The sequence below is a fragment of the Sphingomonas sp. Leaf38 genome (genome assembly GCF_001421825.1).
Taxonomy (GTDB): Bacteria; Pseudomonadota; Alphaproteobacteria; order Sphingomonadales; family Sphingomonadaceae; genus Sphingomonas.
This window is the reverse complement of the sequence record NZ_LMLD01000011.1, coordinates 1,666,430-1,686,680: the sequence shown is the minus strand read 5'-3', so window position 1 is coordinate 1,686,680 and position 20,251 is coordinate 1,666,430. Positions and strand designations below refer to the sequence as shown.

At 66.3% G+C, this 20,251-nt stretch carries 13 protein-coding genes and 1 tRNA gene; 6 read left to right on the top strand and 8 right to left on the bottom strand.

Going from position 1 to position 20,251, the window contains the following annotated elements; translation table 11 throughout:
- Window positions 1-70: 70 nt before the first annotated feature.
- Window positions 71-2,377: a TonB-dependent receptor gene (locus ASE88_RS15125; RefSeq protein WP_082466597.1), complete on the bottom strand. Its 2,307-nt coding sequence runs from the start codon at window positions 2,375-2,377 to the stop codon at window positions 71-73.
- Between the two features lie 303 nt (window positions 2,378-2,680).
- Here ASE88_RS15125 and ASE88_RS15120 point away from each other — a divergent pair, with 303 nt between their 5' ends.
- Window positions 2,681-2,902, top strand: a complete 222-nt coding sequence (locus ASE88_RS15120) for a hypothetical protein (RefSeq protein ID WP_156357038.1) — start codon at window positions 2,681-2,683, stop codon at window positions 2,900-2,902.
- A gap of 154 nt (window positions 2,903-3,056) precedes the next feature.
- Here the strand turns inward: ASE88_RS15120 and lepA are convergent, their stop codons facing one another.
- The 4 genes from lepA to ASE88_RS18990 are packed head-to-tail and all read right to left on the bottom strand — an operon-like array spanning window position 3,057 to window position 7,412.
- Window positions 3,057-4,877, bottom strand: a complete 1,821-nt coding sequence (gene lepA, locus ASE88_RS15115) for a translation elongation factor 4 (protein ID WP_055877500.1) — start codon at window positions 4,875-4,877, stop codon at window positions 3,057-3,059.
- 45 nt (window positions 4,878-4,922) lie between these two features.
- On the bottom strand, window positions 4,923-5,714 hold the full coding sequence (locus tag ASE88_RS15110; protein WP_056479043.1) for a methyltransferase: 792 nt from the start codon (window positions 5,712-5,714) through the stop codon (window positions 4,923-4,925).
- Entirely contained in the window at window positions 5,687-6,832 is a 1,146-nt protein-coding gene (locus tag ASE88_RS18995; protein WP_056479040.1) for an aminopeptidase, read from the bottom strand. The genes ASE88_RS15110 and ASE88_RS18995 overlap by 28 nt, the downstream gene beginning before the upstream one ends.
- Window positions 6,833-6,836: 4 nt before the next feature.
- Window positions 6,837-7,412: a hypothetical protein gene (locus ASE88_RS18990; protein ID WP_156357036.1), complete on the bottom strand. Its 576-nt coding sequence runs from the start codon at window positions 7,410-7,412 to the stop codon at window positions 6,837-6,839.
- A gap of 12 nt (window positions 7,413-7,424) precedes the next feature.
- On the opposite strand from ASE88_RS18990, the gene ASE88_RS15095 reads away from it, so the two are divergent.
- Window positions 7,425-7,501 (top strand) — tRNA-Pro (locus ASE88_RS15095).
- Between the two features lie 159 nt (window positions 7,502-7,660).
- Here ASE88_RS15095 and ASE88_RS15090 read toward each other — a convergent pair.
- Complete coding sequence (locus tag ASE88_RS15090) at window positions 7,661-9,337, bottom strand: alkaline phosphatase D family protein (RefSeq protein WP_056479035.1); 1,677 nt, start codon at window positions 9,335-9,337, stop codon at window positions 7,661-7,663.
- Window positions 9,338-9,506: 169 nt separating this feature from the next.
- Here ASE88_RS15090 and ASE88_RS15085 point away from each other — a divergent pair, with 169 nt between their 5' ends.
- Both ASE88_RS15085 and ASE88_RS15080 read left to right on the top strand, forming a co-directional pair.
- On the top strand, window positions 9,507-11,933 hold the full coding sequence (locus ASE88_RS15085) for a TonB-dependent receptor (RefSeq protein ID WP_056479032.1): 2,427 nt from the start codon (window positions 9,507-9,509) through the stop codon (window positions 11,931-11,933).
- A gap of 50 nt (window positions 11,934-11,983) precedes the next feature.
- The gene (locus tag ASE88_RS15080; RefSeq protein ID WP_056479029.1) at window positions 11,984-14,455 is read left to right on the top strand and encodes a PhoX family protein; all 2,472 of its coding nucleotides are present in this window, start codon (window positions 11,984-11,986) and stop codon (window positions 14,453-14,455) included.
- 132 nt (window positions 14,456-14,587) lie between these two features.
- Here ASE88_RS15080 and ASE88_RS15075 read toward each other — a convergent pair whose 3' ends face one another.
- Both ASE88_RS15075 and ASE88_RS15070 read right to left on the bottom strand, forming a co-directional pair.
- Window positions 14,588-14,980, bottom strand: coding sequence for a MerR family transcriptional regulator (locus ASE88_RS15075; RefSeq protein ID WP_056479026.1), 393 nt, complete (start codon window positions 14,978-14,980; stop codon window positions 14,588-14,590).
- Window positions 14,977-16,662: a long-chain-fatty-acid--CoA ligase gene (locus ASE88_RS15070; RefSeq protein ID WP_056479670.1), complete on the bottom strand. Its 1,686-nt coding sequence runs from the start codon at window positions 16,660-16,662 to the stop codon at window positions 14,977-14,979. The genes ASE88_RS15075 and ASE88_RS15070 overlap by 4 nt, the downstream gene beginning before the upstream one ends.
- Window positions 16,663-16,794: 132 nt before the next feature.
- On the opposite strand from ASE88_RS15070, the gene ASE88_RS15065 reads away from it, so the two are divergent.
- Both ASE88_RS15065 and ASE88_RS15060 read left to right on the top strand, forming a co-directional pair.
- On the top strand, window positions 16,795-17,931 hold the full coding sequence (locus ASE88_RS15065; protein ID WP_056479023.1) for a thiolase family protein: 1,137 nt from the start codon (window positions 16,795-16,797) through the stop codon (window positions 17,929-17,931).
- Complete coding sequence (locus tag ASE88_RS15060; RefSeq protein ID WP_056479667.1) at window positions 17,931-20,249, top strand: 3-hydroxyacyl-CoA dehydrogenase/enoyl-CoA hydratase family protein; 2,319 nt, start codon at window positions 17,931-17,933, stop codon at window positions 20,247-20,249. The genes ASE88_RS15065 and ASE88_RS15060 overlap by 1 nt, the downstream gene beginning before the upstream one ends.
- The last annotated feature ends 2 nt before the right edge of the window (window positions 20,250-20,251 follow it).

Genomic DNA, 20,251 nt, shown 5'->3' with positions numbered 1-20,251 from the left:
CTCCCCCTCCGTCTGGCAAGTGCCGGCCACCTCCCCCTTGCGGGGGAGGATTGATGGCCTCCCTACCCGATCAGCGGAACTTGCCACTCAGCGACACGCCGATGATCCGCGGCTCGTTGAACACCGCCGCCATGTAGTTCTCGATCACGCCCTTGAGATTCTTCTCGTTCGTGATGTTGCGTGCGAACACCGACAGTTCATACGCATCGTCGGGTGCTGCATAGCCGATCTTCAGGCCGCCCTCGAAGTTGCCGTTCGCGGTGAACTCCTTGGTCTTGTACAGCACGAACTGCGTATAGCCTTGGATGTTGAAGTCGCCCGCGATGAACGCGCGACCGCCATTGCCGAGCGGCTGGTCGTAGCGCGCGGTGAGGTCGACATTGTATTCGGGCGCGTTCGGCAGCGGTTCGCCGTCGATCTTGACCAGATACGTCGTGCCGAACGCGCCGGGAACCGCGCGCGGCGTTCGCGACGGCGTGCAGACGACGACATTGTTGAGCGCGCAGACCTGCACCTCGGTCGTCTTGTCGCGGATTTCGCTGTGCAACAGGCTGAGCCCTGCGCCGAGCGTCAGGTTGGGCACCGGCTTCCAGTTCGCCTCGGCTTCCATGCCGTACGCATCGGCCTTGTTGCCGTTGAACAGGATCCCGTTGCCGTTGACGTCGTTGCCGTTGAGCTGGATGTCGTTGACGCGGTAGGCGAACACCGTCGCGTTCAGCGTCAGCGTGTTGTCGAACAGCCGGCTCTTCACGCCGGCCTCGCCCGACAGGATCGTCTCGGACTTCGCGGTCGAGAAGTCCGAGTTGAAAACCGCCGAACGCCCCTGGATCGTCGGTCCGCGGAAGCCTTGCGCGACGCGCGTGTACACGCTGACGTCCGGGGTCGCCTGATACAGGAGGCTCGCATCCCAGCTCGGCTTGGTCGCCTTGAGCGTCACGTCGGTGCGGAAATTGGCCGGATACTGGCTGACACCGGCGACGTTCTGCACCGGCTTCAGCAGCTGCGTGCGCTTCTTGTCCTCGGTGATGCGACCGCCGAGCGTGAGCGTCAGCTTGTCGACCAGCTCGTAGCTGACCTGCCCGAAGCCCGACCACGACGTGTTGACGTCGTGCAGACGCACCCAGTTGTTCGGGTTGCGCTGTGCGGTCGTCAGGAAGAACGTCCGCTGGTAGAAGTCGGTGATGTCGCGGTTGTCGAAATACAGGCCGCCGACCTGCCAGTTGAAACGGCCGCCGGGCGTGCCGGCGACCCGCACTTCCTGCGACCACTGATCGAGATCGCGGATCTGGCCCTGCGACTGGCCGAAGCCGTTGGCGACCCCGCGCACGGGGAAGTTCGCACCCGCACCGCCATCGGTATCGCCGCGGCTGAAGCCCGACGTCGTCTCGTACGCGGTGATCGACGTCAGCGCGGCCGGACCGAAGTCGTAGGTCGCGCGGACCGAACCGCCATAAGTGGTGTAGCGCTGCAGGTTGTCGTTGCCTTCGTCGAGGGACACCGTGTTGCGCGGCTCGGCGGAGACGTCGTTCGAGCCCGACTTGAGCGCGGCGCGGTGGAACAGCGTCGAGGTGCCGTCATACCAGCGCGCATGGCCCGACAGGTCGAGCGAGAAGGCGGTGCCCGGAGTCAGCGCGAGCTGGAGGCGGACGTTGCGATCGTCGAAGCCGCCCATCGCGTCCTTGCGCGGCGTGGCGGTGCTGTCCTGGCTGGTGCCCGCGAACGCGTTGTCGATATAGTTTGCGCGGTGCTGGATCAGAGTCGACAGGCGGATCGCCAGGAGGTCCTTGATCAGCGGGCCACCGACACCGGCGTCGAGGCTGACGCTGTTGTACGAGCCGACCGAGGCCGAGGCGCGGCTGTCGAAGTCGTTGGTAGGCTTGTTGGTGTCGAACTTGATGATGCCGGCGGTGGTGTTGCGGCCGAACAGCGACCCTTGCGGCCCGCGCAGCACTTCGACCTGGCGGACGTCATAGACCGGGTTCGACTTCAGTACGACATGCTCGAGGATCACGTCGTCCTGAATGATCGTGACCGGCTGCGACGCACCGAGGTAGAAATCGATGTTGCCAAGTCCGCGGATGTAGAAGCGCGGGAAGATGCGGCCGGTCGTCGATTCGACGTACAGGCCCGGGACACGGCCCGACAGCGCGAGCAGCGTGTCATCACCACCGGCGGTGTAGGCGCGCAGTGCATCGCCCGATGCGACGCCGACCGACAGCGGCACCTTCTGCAGGTTCTCGGAGCGACGCTCGGCGGTCACCACGATGTCGCCAAGGCCTTCCTCGGGGGCTGCCTGCGTAGCCTGATCCTGAACCGCCGCGACCTGCGCGAACGCGGCCGTGCCACCCACAACCGAACCAAACGCGACGCCGAGCATCAGCGCCGACTTAACGACCGAAATCTTCAAGATGATATTCCCCAATCGTGCGGCGCCGTCCCTGACGACCGGCCGCACATCCCAAAATACAACGTCGCGGCTTGCCCTCGCCCGCCCTCCCCGGACGACGCGCGGACGCCTCGCGACGCTCACTCCCCAGGCCGGCGGTTAGGCGGGGATTGTGTTAGGATGATGACAGTTGGTGACCGCGCGGCCGGGCAAGCACAGCTTTGCAACACGGTGCGATATTTTTGCCGATGGCGACTGGCCGAGACGGCATGCTAGCCTCGCCATATGGACCTGTTGATGCGATTTTGGCTGACCGTCCGCCACTCGGGCTGGTTCGAACCGAGTGCGACCGGCGGCATCTTCCCGTTCCCTTTCGCGTGGCAGGCCTGGGCGATCACGGCCGGATGGATCGTCGCAATCGCGACCACCGTCGTTCTGCATGGCGAGATCGCCTGGCTGTCCCGAATCATCCTGTGCATCAGCTACATCGCACTTGGCATGGCGACGTATGAATGACGGCACAGTGGTGGCAGGCGAACCAGCCACCCGCCCGTCGGTCCGGCGCGCGCTAGCGACTCCCGGCTTCAGCTAGCCGCGCGCACTCGGACGAAACTCGCGGCGGAACGTTAGCGTCGTCCCGCCCCCCAATGTGGAAAATTGGCGGCCTCGCCTACGCGTCGTCGCCCATGCGAAGCGCGGCGATGAACGCTTCCTGCGGGATGCTGACCGAGCCGTACTCGCGCATCTTCAGCTTCCCCTTTTTCTGCTTTTCGAGGAGCTTCTTCTTGCGGCTCGCGTCACCGCCATAGCATTTGGCGGTCACGTCCTTGCGCATCGCGCTGATTGTCTCGCGCGCGATCACCTTGCCGCCGATCGCCGCCTGGATCGGGATCTTGAACAGATGCCGCGGGATCAGGTCCTTCAGCCGTTCGACCATGCCGCGACCACGCACTTCGGCAGTGCCGCGGTGGACGATCATGCTCAGCGCGTCCACCGGCTCCTCGTTGACGAGGATACCCATCTTGACGAGGTCACCCTCGCGATAGCCGATCTGGTGATAATCGAAGCTGGCATAGCCCTTCGACATCGACTTCAGCCGATCGTAGAAATCGAACACCACTTCGTTGAGCGGCAGCTCGTAGGTCGCCTGCGCGCGACCGCCGACATAGGTAAGGTTCTTCTGGATGCCGCGGCGATCCTGGCACAGCTTGAGCACGCTGCCGAGATATTCGTCGGGGACGTAGATCGTCGCTTCGATCCACGGCTCGCTGATCGTCGCGATCTTGTTGGGCTCGGGCATGTCGGCGGGGTTGTGCAACTCGATATGCGTCGTGCCCGCGGGATCGGGGTGCGTCAGCTCGATCTCGTACACCACCGACGGCGCCGTCGTGATCAGGTCTAGGTCATACTCGCGCGTAAGGCGCTCTTGGATGATCTCCAGGTGCAGCAGCCCGAGGAACCCGCAGCGGAAGCCGAAGCCCAGCGCCGCCGACGTCTCCATCTCGAACGAGAAGGACGCATCGTTGAGCCGCAGTTTGGAGATCGACTCGCGCAGCTTCTCGAATTCGGCGGCATCGACCGGGAACATCCCGCAAAACACCACCGGCTGGACTTCCTTGAAGCCAGCCAACGCCTCAAGCGCAGGTCGCTTCGCATCGGTGATCGTGTCGCCGACGCGAGTCTGCGCGACCTCTTTGATCTGCGCGGTGATGAAGCCCATCTCGCCCGTGCCGAGTTCGGTCAGCTGCTCGATCTTGGGGCGGAAGCAGCCGACCCGGTCGACCAGATGCATCGTGCCGGTCTGCATGAACTTGATCTGCTGGCCCTTTTTCAGGACCCCGTCGATCACGCGGACGAGGATGACGACGCCGAGATACGGATCGTACCAGCTGTCGACCAGCATCGCCTTGAGCGGTGCCTCGGGGTCGCCCTTGGGCGGCGGGATCTTCGTGACGATCGCCTCGAGGATGTCTTCGATCCCGATCCCCGACTTCGCCGACGCAAGCACCGCGCCGGACGCGTCGATGCCGATCACGTCCTCGATTTCCTTGCGGACCTTCTCGGGCTCGGCGGCGGGCAGATCGATCTTGTTGATGACCGGCACGATCTCGTGATCATGCTCGATTGACTGATAGACGTTGGCGAGCGTCTGCGCCTCGACGCCCTGCGCCGCATCGACCACGAGCAGCGCGCCCTCGCACGCGGCGAGGCTGCGGCTCACCTCATAGGCGAAGTCGACGTGCCCCGGCGTGTCCATCAGGTTGAGGACGTAATCGAGACCGTCCTTCGCCTTATACGCGAGGCGCACGGTCTGCGCCTTGATCGTGATCCCGCGCTCCTTCTCGATGTCCATATTGTCGAGCACCTGCTCGGACATTTCGCGCGCGGTCAGCCCGCCGGTCTGCTGGATCAGGCGGTCGGCGAGCGTCGACTTGCCATGGTCGATATGGGCGATGATGGAGAAATTGCGGATGCGGTCGAGCGGAGTCATGCCGCGCTCCTAGCAGCGACGCCGCGCGCGCGATAGACGGTGGCCTTATGTCTTGCGTGCAATGAGGTGATAGCAGCGCGCGACCTGCCGATACGGATCCTGCCGGCCCGCCAGCCATTCGGCGCGCAGCACCTCCTGTGGATCATCAGCGACGATCGCGCCGCTATGGTGATCGGTGAAGATGCCGATTCCCGACCATGCGACGACCGCGGCGCCCGCCGCCGCGAGCAACGCCACGATCGTCTCGCGTGCGTGGTTGCGGCTCGCGGCATAGGGGCCGTGCGCGTCGTCGCCCGTCTCCAGCGCGATCCGTGCCTCGCGCCACCGTCCCGCCAGCCCGGCGCGCATCGCGGCCGCCGCCGGATTGATCGCGATGATCGACACGAGCCCGTCGGGTTTGCACAGCGCGACGCTGGTGCGGACCAGCGGCGCCGGATCATCCTCGTACATCAGCACGCTGTGGCAGCAGACGAGATCGGCTATCTCGACCTGATCCGCCGCGATCGTCGCCCCGTCCGCGCAGATCAGCCGGATCCGATCGCGAATCGCGCGCGGGTGTCGCGCGAGCCGTTGCTCGCCGCGCGCGATCATGTGCGGATCGATATCCTGCACCACCACCGCATGGTTCATCGCCGAGAGCCGAATCGCCAGCACCGCATCGCCGCCGCCCAGATCGACCACGCGCAACGGCCGATCGGGCAAGATCGCCGCCAGCGTGCGGATCGTCAGCTCGAGCGGGATGCTCGTCGCGCCGTCGGCACCCGCCGGTCCGAACGCGTCGGCGAGACCGGGCGCGGCGCTCCAGTAGTTCACGCCGCGGCCAGCGGTACCGGGCACGGCATCAGCACGCCGTCCGCCAGCAGCCCGCAGCAATCGCCGTCCTCGATCGACAGCGCGTCGGGCGAGAAGACGTCCTCGTCGCGGGTGCTTTCTGGGTGCGGCGCGTCCGATGGTACCAACTGCTCGAGATCGATCACGTCGCCCCCACCATCGACCACGACGATCCCCCCACGCGCGATCAGATCGAGGTGGATCGCACACTGATAACCGACCACGCCGGGATCCTGGTTGTGCTGACCAAGCCCGAGATGGACACCCGGACGACGCTCGTTGATGTGCGAGTTCATCGCGATCGGTTCGCCGATCCCGAAATTGGTCCCGAAGCCGAGTTCGCCGACATTATACGCGCAGTGCGTCGTCAGCGCGGCGTCGAGGAACCGCATCGTCCGCGCATCCTCGCAGCGATACGCGACGACCCGCCCGCCGTCGATCTCGATCGTCACCGGGAAGCGCTCGAGCCGTACATCGTCCTCGGTGATCGCGTTCACGTTATAGGCGAAATCGGCGACGTGGACGCCCGAAATCCGCGCGGGGAAGGTGGCCACCTCGCCAGCCGGCAGGATCACCGTCCCGCCGTCGCGCGCGCGCCCGCGGTTGCTGATCCAGCGGTGTCTGGCATCGAGCGTCACGTCAAGATCGGTGCCACCCCGCGTCGTGATCCGGAGATGCCGGGCGCGCGTCAGCCGCGTCAGGAGCGCGACGTTGCGGCGTGAGAGGTCCTCGGGCGTCGCCAGCAGCGCATCGGCGAAAAGACTGTCGCTCGCGCTGATCGAACGGAAAATCCGCAGCCGTGCCGGTGGATAGGCAGCGAGCGCCCGCGTCAGCGCACCGGTATGCGAGAAGGTGTCGCGCTCGAACGAGAACAGGATGAGGCGCCCGCCGAACGTCTCGATCGCGGGCAGTTCGGCGCGCAGTCGCGCCTCAAACCCCGCATCGACGAGCGGCGCCATCCATACGCGGGCGGCCGCGATCCCGCGCATCTCCAGCGCGGCGCAGACGAGGGCGGCGGACCGGTGGCTATCGCTGGTATACAGGATGACCGCGGTGTCGCCGCCGGCGATCCGGACATAGGCGTCCAGCAGGGACTGAACCCCGCGCCAGATCTTCTCGTCCATCGCCCTAGCTCTTCTTTTCGATGCCGCGCTCGGTCATCGTCGGCTTCGACGTGCTGTAGCTGATCGACCATGCCACCTGGTCGACAGGATTGATGCGCGATGCGTCGAGCTGCGCCGACGTGGTGCTGTAGGTAACGCTCCAGGCTTCGTCGCGGCCCTTGGCGAGCTCGGTCACGTGCGCGCTGAGATCGCCGATTCGAAAGACCTTCTCGTTGGTCTTCGCTTCGCTCATCACCTGCGCGGAAACGCGGGCGACGATTTCCTTGATCTCGGTCTCACTAGGCATGTCTGCTCTCCTATCGTCGAGGGAACGCGACGTCGGATCGTGCCGGCCTTCCGCGTTGCAAGGACGCTGCGCCCGCGCGATGCCGTGGACAATCGCCGCCCACTCCGTTTCGGAGGCAAAACGCGCGGGGATGGCGGGGACGCGGCGCAGGTACCCGGATGACCTTGAAAAAGAGCCACCATCCCGGTGCAGCTTCCCCGACGCGGCAGTCCCGGATCGTCGCCGACGGCAGAGATCGGCCGCGCGGCGGATATTTGTCTTGATCGCAATCGGGCGCGCGGCTAGGGCGCTCACCGGCAATGTTGTCGGGGCGTGGCGCAGTCTGGTAGCGCACTGGTCTCGGGGTCCAGGGGTCGTAGGTTCGAATCCTATCGCCCCGACCATTGCCGGTTTTTTTCGGGGCCTTTGCCCCCCTTCCCCGAGCACGACTTTCGACTGACGCAACGCGGTACCCGAAAGGGTAAGCGGCGGTCGTCGTCCGGTCGCCATTGACCAGCGCCGAACCTGATCCTCCCCATGCCAAGGGAGGATCGTCGGTGGGTTCAGCCGATCTTTTCGAGAGGCGCAGAGGGGCGATCCGCATGCGCACGGAACCGCGCGGCGGTGGCTTGCGTGTAGGGCTTGGCCATCACCGTCGATACCGTGATGGAATCAGCCGTCGCGTACTCGGGTGTGAGCGTCAGCATGGTGAAACCCTTGCCGACCTGATCGCAGAAGCGGACTTCGCCCTTATTGGCGTCGGCGATCTGCGCGCCGATACCCGGGAGCAGCGAGCCATAGGACGGGCTGGTGATCGCCGTGCACCCGAACTCCGCGGCGACCAGCCTGCCCGATGCATCGTGCAGGTCGTTCGCCCACGCCGCGTGACTGTCCCCCGACAGCACGATGGGCCGCGACTTCGCGCGCTTGAACGCCGCGTACAGCCGCTCGCGCGCAGCCGGATAGCCGTCCCAACTGTCGAATCCGAACGGCAGGCCGGCGCGATACGAGGCGATGCTCGCGGTCAAGCGCTCGCGCCAGATCGCCGGCAGTGTCGCCATCGTCTCGGCGAACTTCACCGGCCCAAGCTGGCGTTCCATGTCGGGGCCGGCGACCTTGGCCATCACCACCTGATTGCCGAGCACCTGCCACGGCTTGCCCGCCGCGACCGACGTCGCCATCGTCTTCTCGACCCAGGCGAGCTGCGCGGGGCCGAGCAGTTCGCGATCGTCGCGCGCGCGTTCGGCCAGCATCGGCGCATAGTCGGCAGGCGTGATCGCCTCACCCTTCGACGCGACCTGTTCGCTGCGCGCAAGCAACCGTGTCTCGACCATCACCAGCGTCGCGAGATCGCCGAAATCGAAGCTGCGGTTGATCGCCGCCCAGGGCTGGCCGGGCTTGGGATCGCGGATCGGCATCCATTCGAAATAGGCCTGCATCGCCGCCGCCTTGCGCGCGTCCCAATCGCCCTCGGTCTTGGGATCGTGGTTCTCGGCGCCGTGCATCCAGTCATCGTTGGCGACCTCGTGATCGTCCCACACGCAGATGAACGCGGCCCGCGCATGCGCGGCCTGCATGTCGACGTCGCGCTTCACCTGCGCGTGGCGCATCCGGTAATCGGCGAGGCTGACGATCTCGTGGCGCGGCTCGACGAAGCGGCCGATCTTCTTGGCGATGTCCGCGCCATAGCCGTCGACGCCATATTCGTAGATATAGTCGCCGAGATGGAGCACGGCGTCGAGCCGGTCGAGCTTGGCGATCGCGTCATAGGCGTTGAACAGCCCGCCCGCGTAGAGCTGGCACGAGACCACCGCCATCACGACGTCGGCGACCTTGCCCTTGGGCAGCGTGCGGAACCGCCCGACGGGCGAGCGCGTGCCGTCCGCGGCATCGAACCAGTAGCGATACTCGCGGCCTGGCTGGAGCCCGGTCGCGTCGACCTTGGCCGTGAAGTCGCGGGCCGCGCGGGCCGTGACGGTGCCCGAGCGGACCGCCTTGCCCCCCGCGGTCTCGGCTACGTGCCAGGTAAGCGCGATATCGCCGGCCTGGGTCGGCTCGACCGGCGTTGCGCGCGTCCAGAGGATTGCCCCGTCCACCGCGGGATCGCCGCTCGCCACCCCGTGATCGAAACCGATCTTGGCGGTCCCGGCCGCCTGCGTCACCGCGGGCAGCACGAGCGTGGCGCTCGAGCCGGCAAGCTTCAGGGCGGTCTTCAGGGCCTCGCGGCGGTTGATCGTCATCGTCTCGTGCTTTCGTAACGGGTGTCGCCGCCTGCTAGCGACGGTCGAAGACAGCGCGGTGGCAGCGATGTGACACGCTCGTTACGAAACCGTCATCATCGCTTCATCATCACGACGTCGAAACGTCACGCAGCGTCCCTACTGCCTCACCATCGACACGGGGGACTTCATGACACGTATCTTCACGCGGCTCGCACTTGCGACGCTTGCCACGACCTGCTCGACCGCAGCCTTGGCGCAAGCCGGTACGCAGGCCGGCACGCAAGCCGGCACGCAGGCCGATGCGCGGGCGGGTGGGCAGTCCGCCGGCACGGCCGGCGACGAGATCGTCGTCACGGCGCAGAAGCGCGAGCAGCGGATCGAGGACGTGCCGGTTACCGTCACCGCGGTCACCAGCGCGAAGATGGCGTCGATCGGCGTCAATTCGCTGAGCGAGGTCGCCGCGTATATCCCCGGCCTCCAGATCCAGGAGCAGAGCGCGAATAACCCCGGCTTCGTGATCCGCGGCATCACCTCGGACAATGGTTCGTCGCAGCAGGGCGCACGCGTCACGCTCTATTACAACGGCATCGACATCAGCCGGTCGCGCGGCGCGTATCAGGACCTGTTCGACCTGGCGCGAATCGAGGTCGTGAAGGGCCCGCAGGCCACGCTGTTCGGCACCGCTGCCGCGGTCGGCGCGATCAGCGTGATCTCGGCGAAGCCCGAAGCCGGGTTTTCGGGCGCGATCAACGGGACATACGGCAATTTCGACCGCACGCAGGTGTCGGGCTTCCTGAACGCGGGCAACGACGTGCTCTCGGGCCGCCTCGCCTTCGCGTATAAATATCGCAAGGGCTATGTCCGCAACATCGCCGGCGACGCGAACGTGCCGAACCAGAATCAGGGCGGCGTCGATCAGGACGATCTCAACGGGCAGGATCAGCGCGGGCTGCGCGGCTCGCTGCGCTATCGCCCGAGCGACAGCATCACCGCCGATCTCGTCCTCACCTATGACGGCCAGCGCAACCCCGGCACCGCGTTCAAGAGCCGCGCACATGCCCCGACCGGCGGCCAGACCGGCGACTATGGCTATGCCGAACTCTCGGGGTCGCCCTACAGCGCGGCCACGCTCGGCGCGCGCAAGCTCGGGCTGACCCGCAACGTCTATGACGCCAATCTGACGATCACCGCGGACCTGTCGCCGGGGATCACGTTCACCACCGTCAACGGCTATCGCCGGTTCGATTCGAACGAGGTGTTCGATGCGGATGGCGGCCCCGCCGCGTATCTGGAGTTCGCCGAAGACGCTAAGGGCGACCAGTGGAGCCACGAAAGCCGGTTCGCCTTCGAAGGCCCGAAATACCGCGCCTCGGTCGGCTGGAACGCGTTCTTCGAAAACGGTTTTCAACGCGTGCCGTTCGCAACGGAGGAAGGCACGTATCTCGCCTGCTCGGTAAACACGAGTTTCGCGCAGATCCGGTCCGCGCTGAACGCCGCCGGCATCCCGACCGGCACGTCGTGCGTGGCGCCCAACGGCACGATCCCGGCAACCCGCGCGACCGCGGTCCTGACCGGCGGCCGGGCAACCGCGATCCCCTATTCGTCGGTGTTCACCAACTTCGGCAACAACGACACCTATTCGGTGTTCGCCGACGCGACCTACATTCCGGTGCCGGCGCTCGAGCTGACCGCCGGCGCACGCATCCTGATCGAAGATCGTCAGTCGGGCTATACGTCGGTCCAGCCGAATTCGGTCATCCTGGCATCGCTCGGCGTCCGCACCAGCCTGCTCGGCACCGCGAACACGAACGGCAACAAGTTCGTTGCCGAAAAGAGCTTCACCGCGATCCTGCCGCGCTTCAACGCGCTGCTGAAGCTCGACGACGACGTCAATCTCTACGCCACGATCAGCAAGGGGCGCCGGTCCCCGGTCGTCCAGCTCGCCGCGCAGACCACCGCGTTCGGCGTCGGCCCGAACCTGCAGGTCGTCCCGCAGGAGAATGTCTGGAACTACGAGGGCGGCATCAAGGGGCGGGTCGGGCCGTTCAGCGGCGCCGCGTCGGTGTTCTATCAGACCTATGACGGCTTCCAGGTCTCGGTGACGCAGCCCGACGGCTCGGCACGGACGCAAAGCGCGGGCTCCGCGAAGAATCTCGGCGTCGAGCTCGAAGGCAATCTGAAGCTCGCCTCGTACCTCTCCGTATTCGCGACGTTCGCGTATATCGATGGCGGGATCGCGGACAAGCCCGCCGGCTCGTTCGCAGGGAATCGCTTCCGCCTCCAGCCGGATACGACGGCGTCGGGCGGCCTGATGCTGCGGCTGCCGGTCGGTGGCGCGACGCTCTATGCGACGCCAAGCATCAACTACCGGTCGAAGGTGTTCTTCGAACTGCCGAATAACCCGGCGATCAGCACGCCCGGCTACATGCTCGTCAACGCGCGTGCCGGGCTCGAGTTCGCGCAGGGTCGCTACAGCGTCGGCGGGTTCGTCCGCAACGCCGCCAACAAGCGCTACCTGATCGACGCGGGCAACACCGGCGGCGGCTTCGGCATCCCGACCTACATCGCCGGCGAGCCGCGCTTCTACGGCATCGAACTGGGCGCGAAATTCTGATTGCCACGCATCGTTTCACTACCACGCAACCATCCCTGGGGGGACCAAGCATGACGTTCGAGACCATCTACACCGACGGCGATATCGACACCAATCCAAGCGCCAACCCGCATCTCAACGACCTGATCGCGGTGCGCTATTCCCGCCGCCAGACCTTGATGGGCGGGATGTCGGCAACCGCCGCGGCGGTGTTCGGCGGCATGCTGCTGACCGGCTGCGATGACGATAATGACGGCGGCTCGGACCCGGTGACGGTGACCGCGACCGCCGGTGGCAGCGCGACCGCCGGGCGCGTCGCGACGCTGACCGGTGCTGCGATCGGCCAGGTCGACAGCGTGAGCTGGTCGCAGACCGCAGGTCCGGCGGTCACGCTCGCCGGCGCCACGACCGCCACCGCGACGTTCGTCGTTCCCGGCGCTCCGGCCGGGACGGTCCTGAGCTTCGTCTTCACCGCCGTGTCGGCAAGCGGATCGGTCACGGCGACCACCAGCGTGACGGTCGGCGCGGCATCGCTCGGCTTCACCGCAGTCGCGAAGAGCCTCGCCGACGTCGTTGCCGTGCCGTCGGGCTATGCCGTGACGGTCCTGTACCGGCTCGGCGACCCGATCGGCAGTGGCGTCGGCGCCTATGCCAATGACGGCACCGACGCGACCTTCTCGAAACGTGCGGGCGATCATCACGACGGCATGAGCTATTTCGGCCTGTCGGCGACCGGGACTCCCGATGCGAACGGCAACACGCGCGGGCTGCTCGTGCTGAACCACGAGAATATCACGCAGGCGTATCTGCATCCGAACGGCCCGACCAACACCGGTGGCGTTCGCCCCGAGGCCGAGGCGCTGAAGGAGATGGAATGCCATGGTGTGTCGGTGATCGAGATCAACCGCGCCAGCGCCTGGAGCTATACGACCGCCTCGTCGTTCAACCGTCGCATCACGCCGCTGACGCCAATGAGCTTCTCGGGGCCGGTCCGCGGTGCCGACAGCCTCAAGACGCGCTATTCGCCCGACGCGACCACGGGCCGCGGCACGATCAACAATTGTGCAAACGGCACGATGCCGTGGAACACGTACCTGACGAACGAAGAGAATTGGGTTGGCTATTTCCGGCGCGAAGTTGGCGACGGCGTGCGTCGCGCGGCGAGCGGCCCGGCCGGCGTGAAGGCCAACACGTCGCTGGCGCGCTACGGCAAGTCCGAGAGCAACACCGGCGGGAATTACGGGTGGTCGACGGTGACGCCCGCGGACACCACCAGCACGCTCTATGCCCGCTGGAACATCACCGCACAGGCCGGCGCACCGGCCGATGGCACCGGCGATTTCCGCAACGAGATCTTCCAGTATGGCTGGGTGGTCGAGATCGATCCGTTCGATGCCAATTCGACCCCGCGCAAGCGGACCGCGCTGGGCCGCATGAACCATGAGGGGTGCCAGATCGGCCGGACGATCGCTGGCGTGAAGCCCGCCTTCTACATGGGCGACGACGCGCAGAACGAGTATATCTACAAGTTCGTGTCGGCGACGCCCTGGGCGACGGCGGATGCCACCGCGGCAAACCGTCTCGCGATCGGCGACAAGTATCTCGATACGGGAACGCTGTACGTCGCGAAGCTTGCAGCGGACGGCAGCGGCCAGTGGCTGCCGCTGGTGTTCGGCCAGGGACCCCTCACCTCGGCCAATGCAGCCTATCCGTTCGCCAGCCAGGTCGACGTCCTCATCAACACGCGCCTTGCCGCGGATGCGCTGGGTGCGACGCGGATGGATCGGCCGGAATGGACCGCGGTCAATCCCGCGACCGGCGAGATGTACTGCACGCTGACCAACAACTCGTCGCGCACCGTCGCGACCGCGGATGCGCCCAACCCGCGCGCCTATGTCGATCCCAAGACCACCGGCGGACAGACCACGGGCAACGCCAACGGACACATCATCCGCCTGCGCGAAACTGGTGATACGTCCGAGGCGACGACGTTCGCGTGGGACATCTATGCGTTCGGCGCAGGCTCCGATCTGGATGCGACCAACATCAACCTATCGGGTCTCGATGCGACCAACGACTTCTCGTCGCCCGACGGTCTGTGGTTCGGCCTGCCGAGCAACGCGTCGGGGACGATCGCGCCGGTGATGTGGATCGAGACCGACGACGGCGCCTTTACCGATGTCACCAACTGCATGCTGCTCGCCTCGGTGCCGGGCATCGTCAACGACGGGGGCACGCGGACCGTGACCAACACGATCGGTGCGGCGACCGGCTCGGTGACGACGCGGATCGGCAAGGCACCGGGGGCGGCGCTGCGGCGCTTCCTGGTCGGGCCGAAGGAGTGCGAGATCACGGGCATCCACTCGACCCCCGATGGCCGGTCGCTGTTCGTCAACATCCAGCATCCGGGCGAGAATGGCGGCCCGACCAACATCACCAGCAGCTGGCCGGCGAACCAGGCGGGCACGGTGACTAGCCCCTCGCGGCCGCGGTCGGCGACGATCGTGATCACGAAGAACGATGGGGGTGTGGTGGGGCTTTAAGCCTCGCTGCCCGCGGACTTTGCCGAGCCTCCCCCACAAGGGGGAGAACCAGCATTTCACCACCCCGGCGGAGGCCGGGGTGGTGGCGTAATCATAGGCTTGCCGATCGTACCTCACGAATAGTCTAAGGTGTCAGATCGCCTCGTCCGGGATTCGCGCGAGCGCCTCCTGCTCGATCTTCTCCAGTTCGTCGCGCGTCTGGACGATCGCGTCGCGTTGCGCATCGAGGAGGTCGATGCGCTGGCGGCAGCGTTCGGCTAGCGCGCGCATCTGTTCGACATGCTGCGGATCGGCGTCATAGAGGTCGAGGAATTCCTCGATGTCGCGCAGCGTGAAGCCCAGCCTCTTGCCGCGCAGGATCAGCTGCATCCGCGCCACTTCGCGCCGCGTGTAGACGCGCGTCGTGCCGATCCGACACGGTTCGATCAGTCCCTTGTCTTCGTAGAATCTGAGCGTGCGCGCGCTCACGCCGAGCATGCGCGAGACCTCCTGTATGCCGGTAAGATCGTCCTGTCGGTCGTTCACGCGTTCACTCCCCTCGCCTCCGACGCTGCGGCCTTGGCGGCCTCTTCTGCGACAAGTTCCTTTTTGGATAGCTTGCCGATCAACGTCTTGGGCAGAGTGTCGCGGATTTCCACCTCGCGGGGAAGCTCGATCTTGCTGATCTTGTCGCGCAGAAAATCACGCAGTTCTAACGGGGTAGCCACCGCCCCTTCGGCCAGCACGACAAAGGCCTTGGGCGCTTGCCCCCGGTATTTGTCGGGCACGCCGATGACCACCGCCTCGAGCACGGCGGGGTGTTCATACAACGCTTCCTCGATCACCCGTGGATACACGTTGTAGCCGCCGGCGAGGATCAGGTCCTTGATCCGGTCGACGATGAACAGATAGCCGTCTTCGTCGAGGTGCCCCACGTCGCCCGTCCGCAGCGCCCCGTCCGCGAACAGCGCGGCGGTGGCCGCCGGCTTGTGCCAATAGCCTTGGGTGATCTGGGGACCGCGCGCGCAAATCTCGCCATTCTCCCCGATCGGGAGCAGCCGGGTCGGGTCCTCGCGGTCGCGGATCTCGATCGTCGTGCCGGGGAACGGCAAGCCCGCCGAGCCCGGCTTGTTGACGCCGTCGATCGGGTTGCAGGTGATGATCGGCGAGGCTTCGGACAGGCCATAGCCCTCGACGAGCTTGGCGCCAGTCGCCGCCTCGAACGCGGTGCGGACCTCGGCGGGGAGCGGCGCGCCGCCCGAGATGCACGCGTGGATCGAGGACAGGTCGATCTTCTGCGTCTCGGCAGCGGTCGTAATCGCGGCGTAGATCGTCGGCACCGCGGGGAAATAGCTCGGCTTGGTGCGGTCGATCGTCTTGAGCAGCTGACCGAGTTCGAAGCGCGGCATAAGGATCATCTCTGCGCCCGCGCGGATCGAATAGGTCAGCACGGTCGTCAGCGCGAAGACATGGAACAGCGGCAGCGCGCCGAGCACCCGGTCCTGATGGGGCTGCTCGCCGCCGACGAACACCATCATCGCATCGGCGTTCGACACCAGATTCGCGTGGCTGAGCATCGCCGCCTTGGGCTCGCCGGTGGTGCCGCCGGTATATTGCAGCACCGCGACCTCGTTCGGCGAGACCGAGACGGGGGTTGGCGCACCTTTTGCCTTCAGCAGAGAGTCGAACGTGCAATGGCGCGCATCGCTGGGCGCGTGGCCGATCTCAGCGCGCTTGAAGATCCGGTAGGCGATCGACTTCAGCGTCGGCAGCGCGCCGGCGATCGGGCAGGTTATGACGTGCTTTACGCCCATCTGCCCGGCGACCTTGAGCACGCGCGCATGAATTTCGGCGATGTCGCAGGTGGCGATGATCGTCGCGCCCGAATCCTCGAGCAGATGCGCCAGCTCGCGCTCGACATAGAGCGGGTTGACGTTGACGACGATTCCGCCGGCCTTGAGGATCGCGAAGAACAGGATCGGATAATAAGGCGTGTTGGGCAGGCAGAGCGCGACGCGTGTCCCCTTTGAGACGCCGAGATCCTGAAGGCCCCGCGCGGCGCGGTCGACTGACTCGCCGAGTTCGGCATAGGTCAGCGTGCGCCCCATGAAATCGAGGACGTTGCGCGACCCGAACCGGCGGACCGACGTATCGAGCATGTCGCCCAACAACCGCGGTTCGCCCAGCAATGGCGCGCCGATCGCTTTGCCCCCGGAAGTGTCCTGCATCTCGCTCTCCATAACTCGATGTGCGTAAGCCATATTGTCGGCCGCTTCACCTTGACGTAAAGGTGAGGTATCGCACCTTAAGGGTAACCCGCAAGCGTCAATGCGGGGCGACCGCAATATGAGAGGATCATCGTGACCAACGTCGTCATCGCCGGGTACGCCCGTTCGCCGTTCCACCTCGCCGGCAAGGGCGAGCTCGCCCGTGTCCGTCCGGACGACCTCGCCGCGCAGACGATTCGCGGGCTGCTCGACAAGACCGGCGTCGATCCCGCCGAGATCGAGGACATTATCCTCGGCTGCGCTTTCCCCGAGGGCGAGCAGGGCCTCAACGTCGCCAAGCTGATCGCGCAGATCGCCGACCTGCCGATTTCGGTCGGCGGGATGACGGTAAACCGATTCTGCGGCTCGTCGATGAGCGCGATCCACATCGCCTACGGCCAGATCGTGGTCGGCGCGGGCGAGGCGTTCATCTGTGCGGGCCTCGAATCGATGAGCCGCGTGCCGATGGGCGGCTACAACCCCCTCCCCAACCCGGCGCTCGCGAAGAAGAGCGCCGGCGCCTATATGGGCATGGGCGAGACCGCCGAGAACGTCGCGCGCCAATACCAGATCACGCGCGCCGAACAGGACGCGTTCGCGGTGAAGAGCCAGGACAAGGCCGCCGCGGCGCGTACCGATGGTCGCCTGTCCGACGAGATCGTGACGATCCAGACCAAGGCCGGCCCCGTCAGCCAGGACGGCACGATCCGCGCCGGGACCACGACCGAAGCGCTTGCCGGCCTGAAGCCCGCGTTCAGCGCGGAAGGTTCGGTGACGGCCGGCACGTCGTCGCCGCTGACCGATGGCGCGTCCGCGGTGCTCGTCACCTCGGAAGAGTTCGCCAAGAAGCACGGGCTGACGATCCTCGCGCGGATCAAGTCGATCGGCGTGTCGGGGTGCGCACCCGAGACGATGGGCCTCGGTCCGATCGGCGCGTCGAAGAAGGCGCTCGAGCGTGCCGGGATCACCGTCGCCGACCTCGACGTGGTCGAGATCAACGAGGCGTTCGCCAGCCAGGCGATCGCCTGCATCCGCGATCTTGGCCTCAAGGACGAGACGATCAACCTCGATGGCGGCGCGATCGCGATCGGCCACCCGCTCGGCGCAACCGGCGCGCGGATCGTCGGCAAGGCCGCCGCGCTGCTGGCACGCGAAGGCGGCCGCTATGCGCTCGCGACGCAGTGCATCGGCGGCGGTCAGGGCATCGCAACCGTGCTGGAGCGCGCATGATGGTCGATCAGGCCAAGAAGGTCTGCGTCATTGGCGCAGGCGTCATGGGTGCGGGTATTGCGGCGCAGGTCGCCAATGCCGGCATTCCCGTACTGCTGCTCGACATCGTGCCCCGTGACGGCGACGATCGCGATGCGGTCGCCAAGGGCGCGGTCGCGAAGATGCTCAAGACCGACCCCGCGCCCTTCATGTCGAAGCGCGCGGCCAAGCTGGTCGAGACGGGCAACATCGACGACCATCTCGACCGCGTCGCCGAGTGCGACTGGATCGTCGAGGCGATCGTCGAACGGCTCGACATCAAGCAGGCGCTCTACGCCAAGCTCGAGGCGCTGAAGCGTCCGGGCACCGCGGTCTCATCGAACACCTCGACGATCCCGCTCGGCAACCTCGTCGCGGGGCGGACGGACCAGTTCAAGGCCGACTTCCTGATCACGCACTTCTTCAACCCGCCGCGCTACATGCGGCTGGTCGAGATCGTCCGCGGTGTGCACACCGATGTCGCGGTCGCCGAGAAGGTCGAGGATTTCGTCGATCGCTTCATGGGCAAGCGCATCGTCCGCGCGAAGGACACGCCGGGCTTCATCGCCAACCGCATCGGCACCTACTGGCTGGCGATCGCGATCAACGCAGCGATGGACCAGGGGCTGACCGTCGAGGAGGCCGACCAGATCGGCGGCCGCCCGATGGGCGTGCCCAAGACCGGGATCTTCGGGCTCGTCGACCTCGTCGGCGTCGACCTGATGCCGCTGCTGTCGAAGAGCCTCTCCTCCACGCTGCCCGCGGGCGATCCCTATTTCGATACGGTGCGCGACATGCCGCTGGTCGACAAGATGATCGCCGAGGGCTTTACCGGCCGCAAGGGCAAGGGCGGCTTCTACCGCTTCGACAAGGCGACTCGCACCAAGCTGTCGCTCGACCTCGCGACCGGCGAATACCGCCCTGAGGCCAAGCCCGCCGAGCTGCCCGGCAAAACGGGCAAGGAGCTCGCCGCGCTGATCGCCGAGCCCGGCAAGATCGGCACCTATGCCTGGACGATCCTCGGCAACACGCTGGCCTATGCGGCGATGCTCGTCGGTGAAGCAGCGGACGATATCGTCGCGATCGACGACGCGATGAAGCTCGGCTATAACTGGAAATACGGGCCGTTCGAGCTGATCGACCGTATGGGGCCGGGCGTGCTTGCCGCGCGCCTTGCCGACGAAGGCCGCGACGTTCCCGCGATCCTGACGACCGCGGGCGATCGTCCGTTCTACCGCGTCGAGAATGGCCACCGCCAGTATCTCACGACGGGCGGCGACTATGCCGACGTGCCGCGCGCGGACGGCGTCGAACTGCTCGAGGACATCAAGCTGCGCTCGCAGCCGATCCTCCACAACATGTCGGCGTCGCTCTGGGATGTCGGCGACGGTGTCGCCGCGCTCGAGTTCCACACCAAAATGAACGCGCTCGACGACCAGGTCGTCGCGCTCATCAACGAGGCAATCCCGGTCGTGCGCGAGCGCTTCAAGGCGCTGGTGGTGTATAACGAGGCGTCGAACTTCTCGGCGGGTGCGAATCTCGGCGCGGCGATGTTCGCGGTCGGGGCGGGCCTGTGGGACATGGTTGAGGCCAGCGTCAAAGGCGGGCAACAGGCGTACAAGGCGCTCAAATACGCCCCCTTCCCCGTCGTCAGCGCGCCCGCGGGCCTCGCGCTCGGCGGCGGGTGCGAGGTGCTGCTCCATTCGGACGCGGTGCAGGCGCATGCCGAGACCTATGCAGGGCTCGTCGAATGCGGCGTCGGGCTCGTCCCCGGCTGGGGCGGCAATGGCGAGATGCTCGATCGCTGGACCAAGTCGGGTACGCTCCCCAAGGGCCCGATGCCGGTGCTGACCAAGGTGTTCCAGGCGGTCTCCACCGCGCAGGTCGCCAAGTCGGCGGCGGAGGCGAAGGAGATGATGATCCTGCGCAAGGACGACGGCATCACGATGAACCGCGACCGCCTGCTCGCGGACGCCAAGGCCAAGGCGCTGGCGCTGGTCGAGGGCTATGTCGCACCGGAGGCGCCGACCTTCCGGCTGGCGGGCGAAAGCGGTCGTACGGGGCTGAGCATGGCGGTTGCGGACTTCCACAAGAAGGGCATGGCGACCGAGTACGACCTTGTCGTCGCGGATCGTCTTGCCGAGGTGCTGACGGGCGGTGAGGCCGATCTGGTCGACACCGTCACCGAGGACCGGCTGCTCGACCTCGAGCGCGCGGCGTTCATGGCGAGCGTGAAGGATCCGCGCACGCAGGCGCGCGTGGTGCACATGCTGCAGACGGGCAAGCCGCTGCGGAACTGACG

Coding starts and splice junctions, on each gene's coding strand:
- ASE88_RS15125 (WP_082466597.1), bottom strand. CDS start 2,377: ATGCTCGGCGTCGCGTTTGGTTCGGTTGTGGGTGGCACGGCCGCGTTC.
- ASE88_RS15070 (WP_056479670.1), bottom strand. CDS start 16,662: ATGCAGGACACTTCCGGGGGCAAAGCGATCGGCGCGCCATTGCTGGGC.
- ASE88_RS18995 (WP_056479040.1), bottom strand. CDS start 6,832: ATGGACGAGAAGATCTGGCGCGGGGTTCAGTCCCTGCTGGACGCCTAT.
- ASE88_RS15090 (WP_056479035.1), bottom strand. CDS start 9,337: ATGACGATCAACCGCCGCGAGGCCCTGAAGACCGCCCTGAAGCTTGCC.
- lepA (WP_055877500.1), bottom strand. CDS start 4,877: ATGACTCCGCTCGACCGCATCCGCAATTTCTCCATCATCGCCCATATC.
- ASE88_RS15080 (WP_056479029.1), top strand. CDS start 11,984: ATGACGTTCGAGACCATCTACACCGACGGCGATATCGACACCAATCCA.
- ASE88_RS15085 (WP_056479032.1), top strand. CDS start 9,507: ATGACACGTATCTTCACGCGGCTCGCACTTGCGACGCTTGCCACGACC.
- ASE88_RS15060 (WP_056479667.1), top strand. CDS start 17,931: ATGGTCGATCAGGCCAAGAAGGTCTGCGTCATTGGCGCAGGCGTCATG.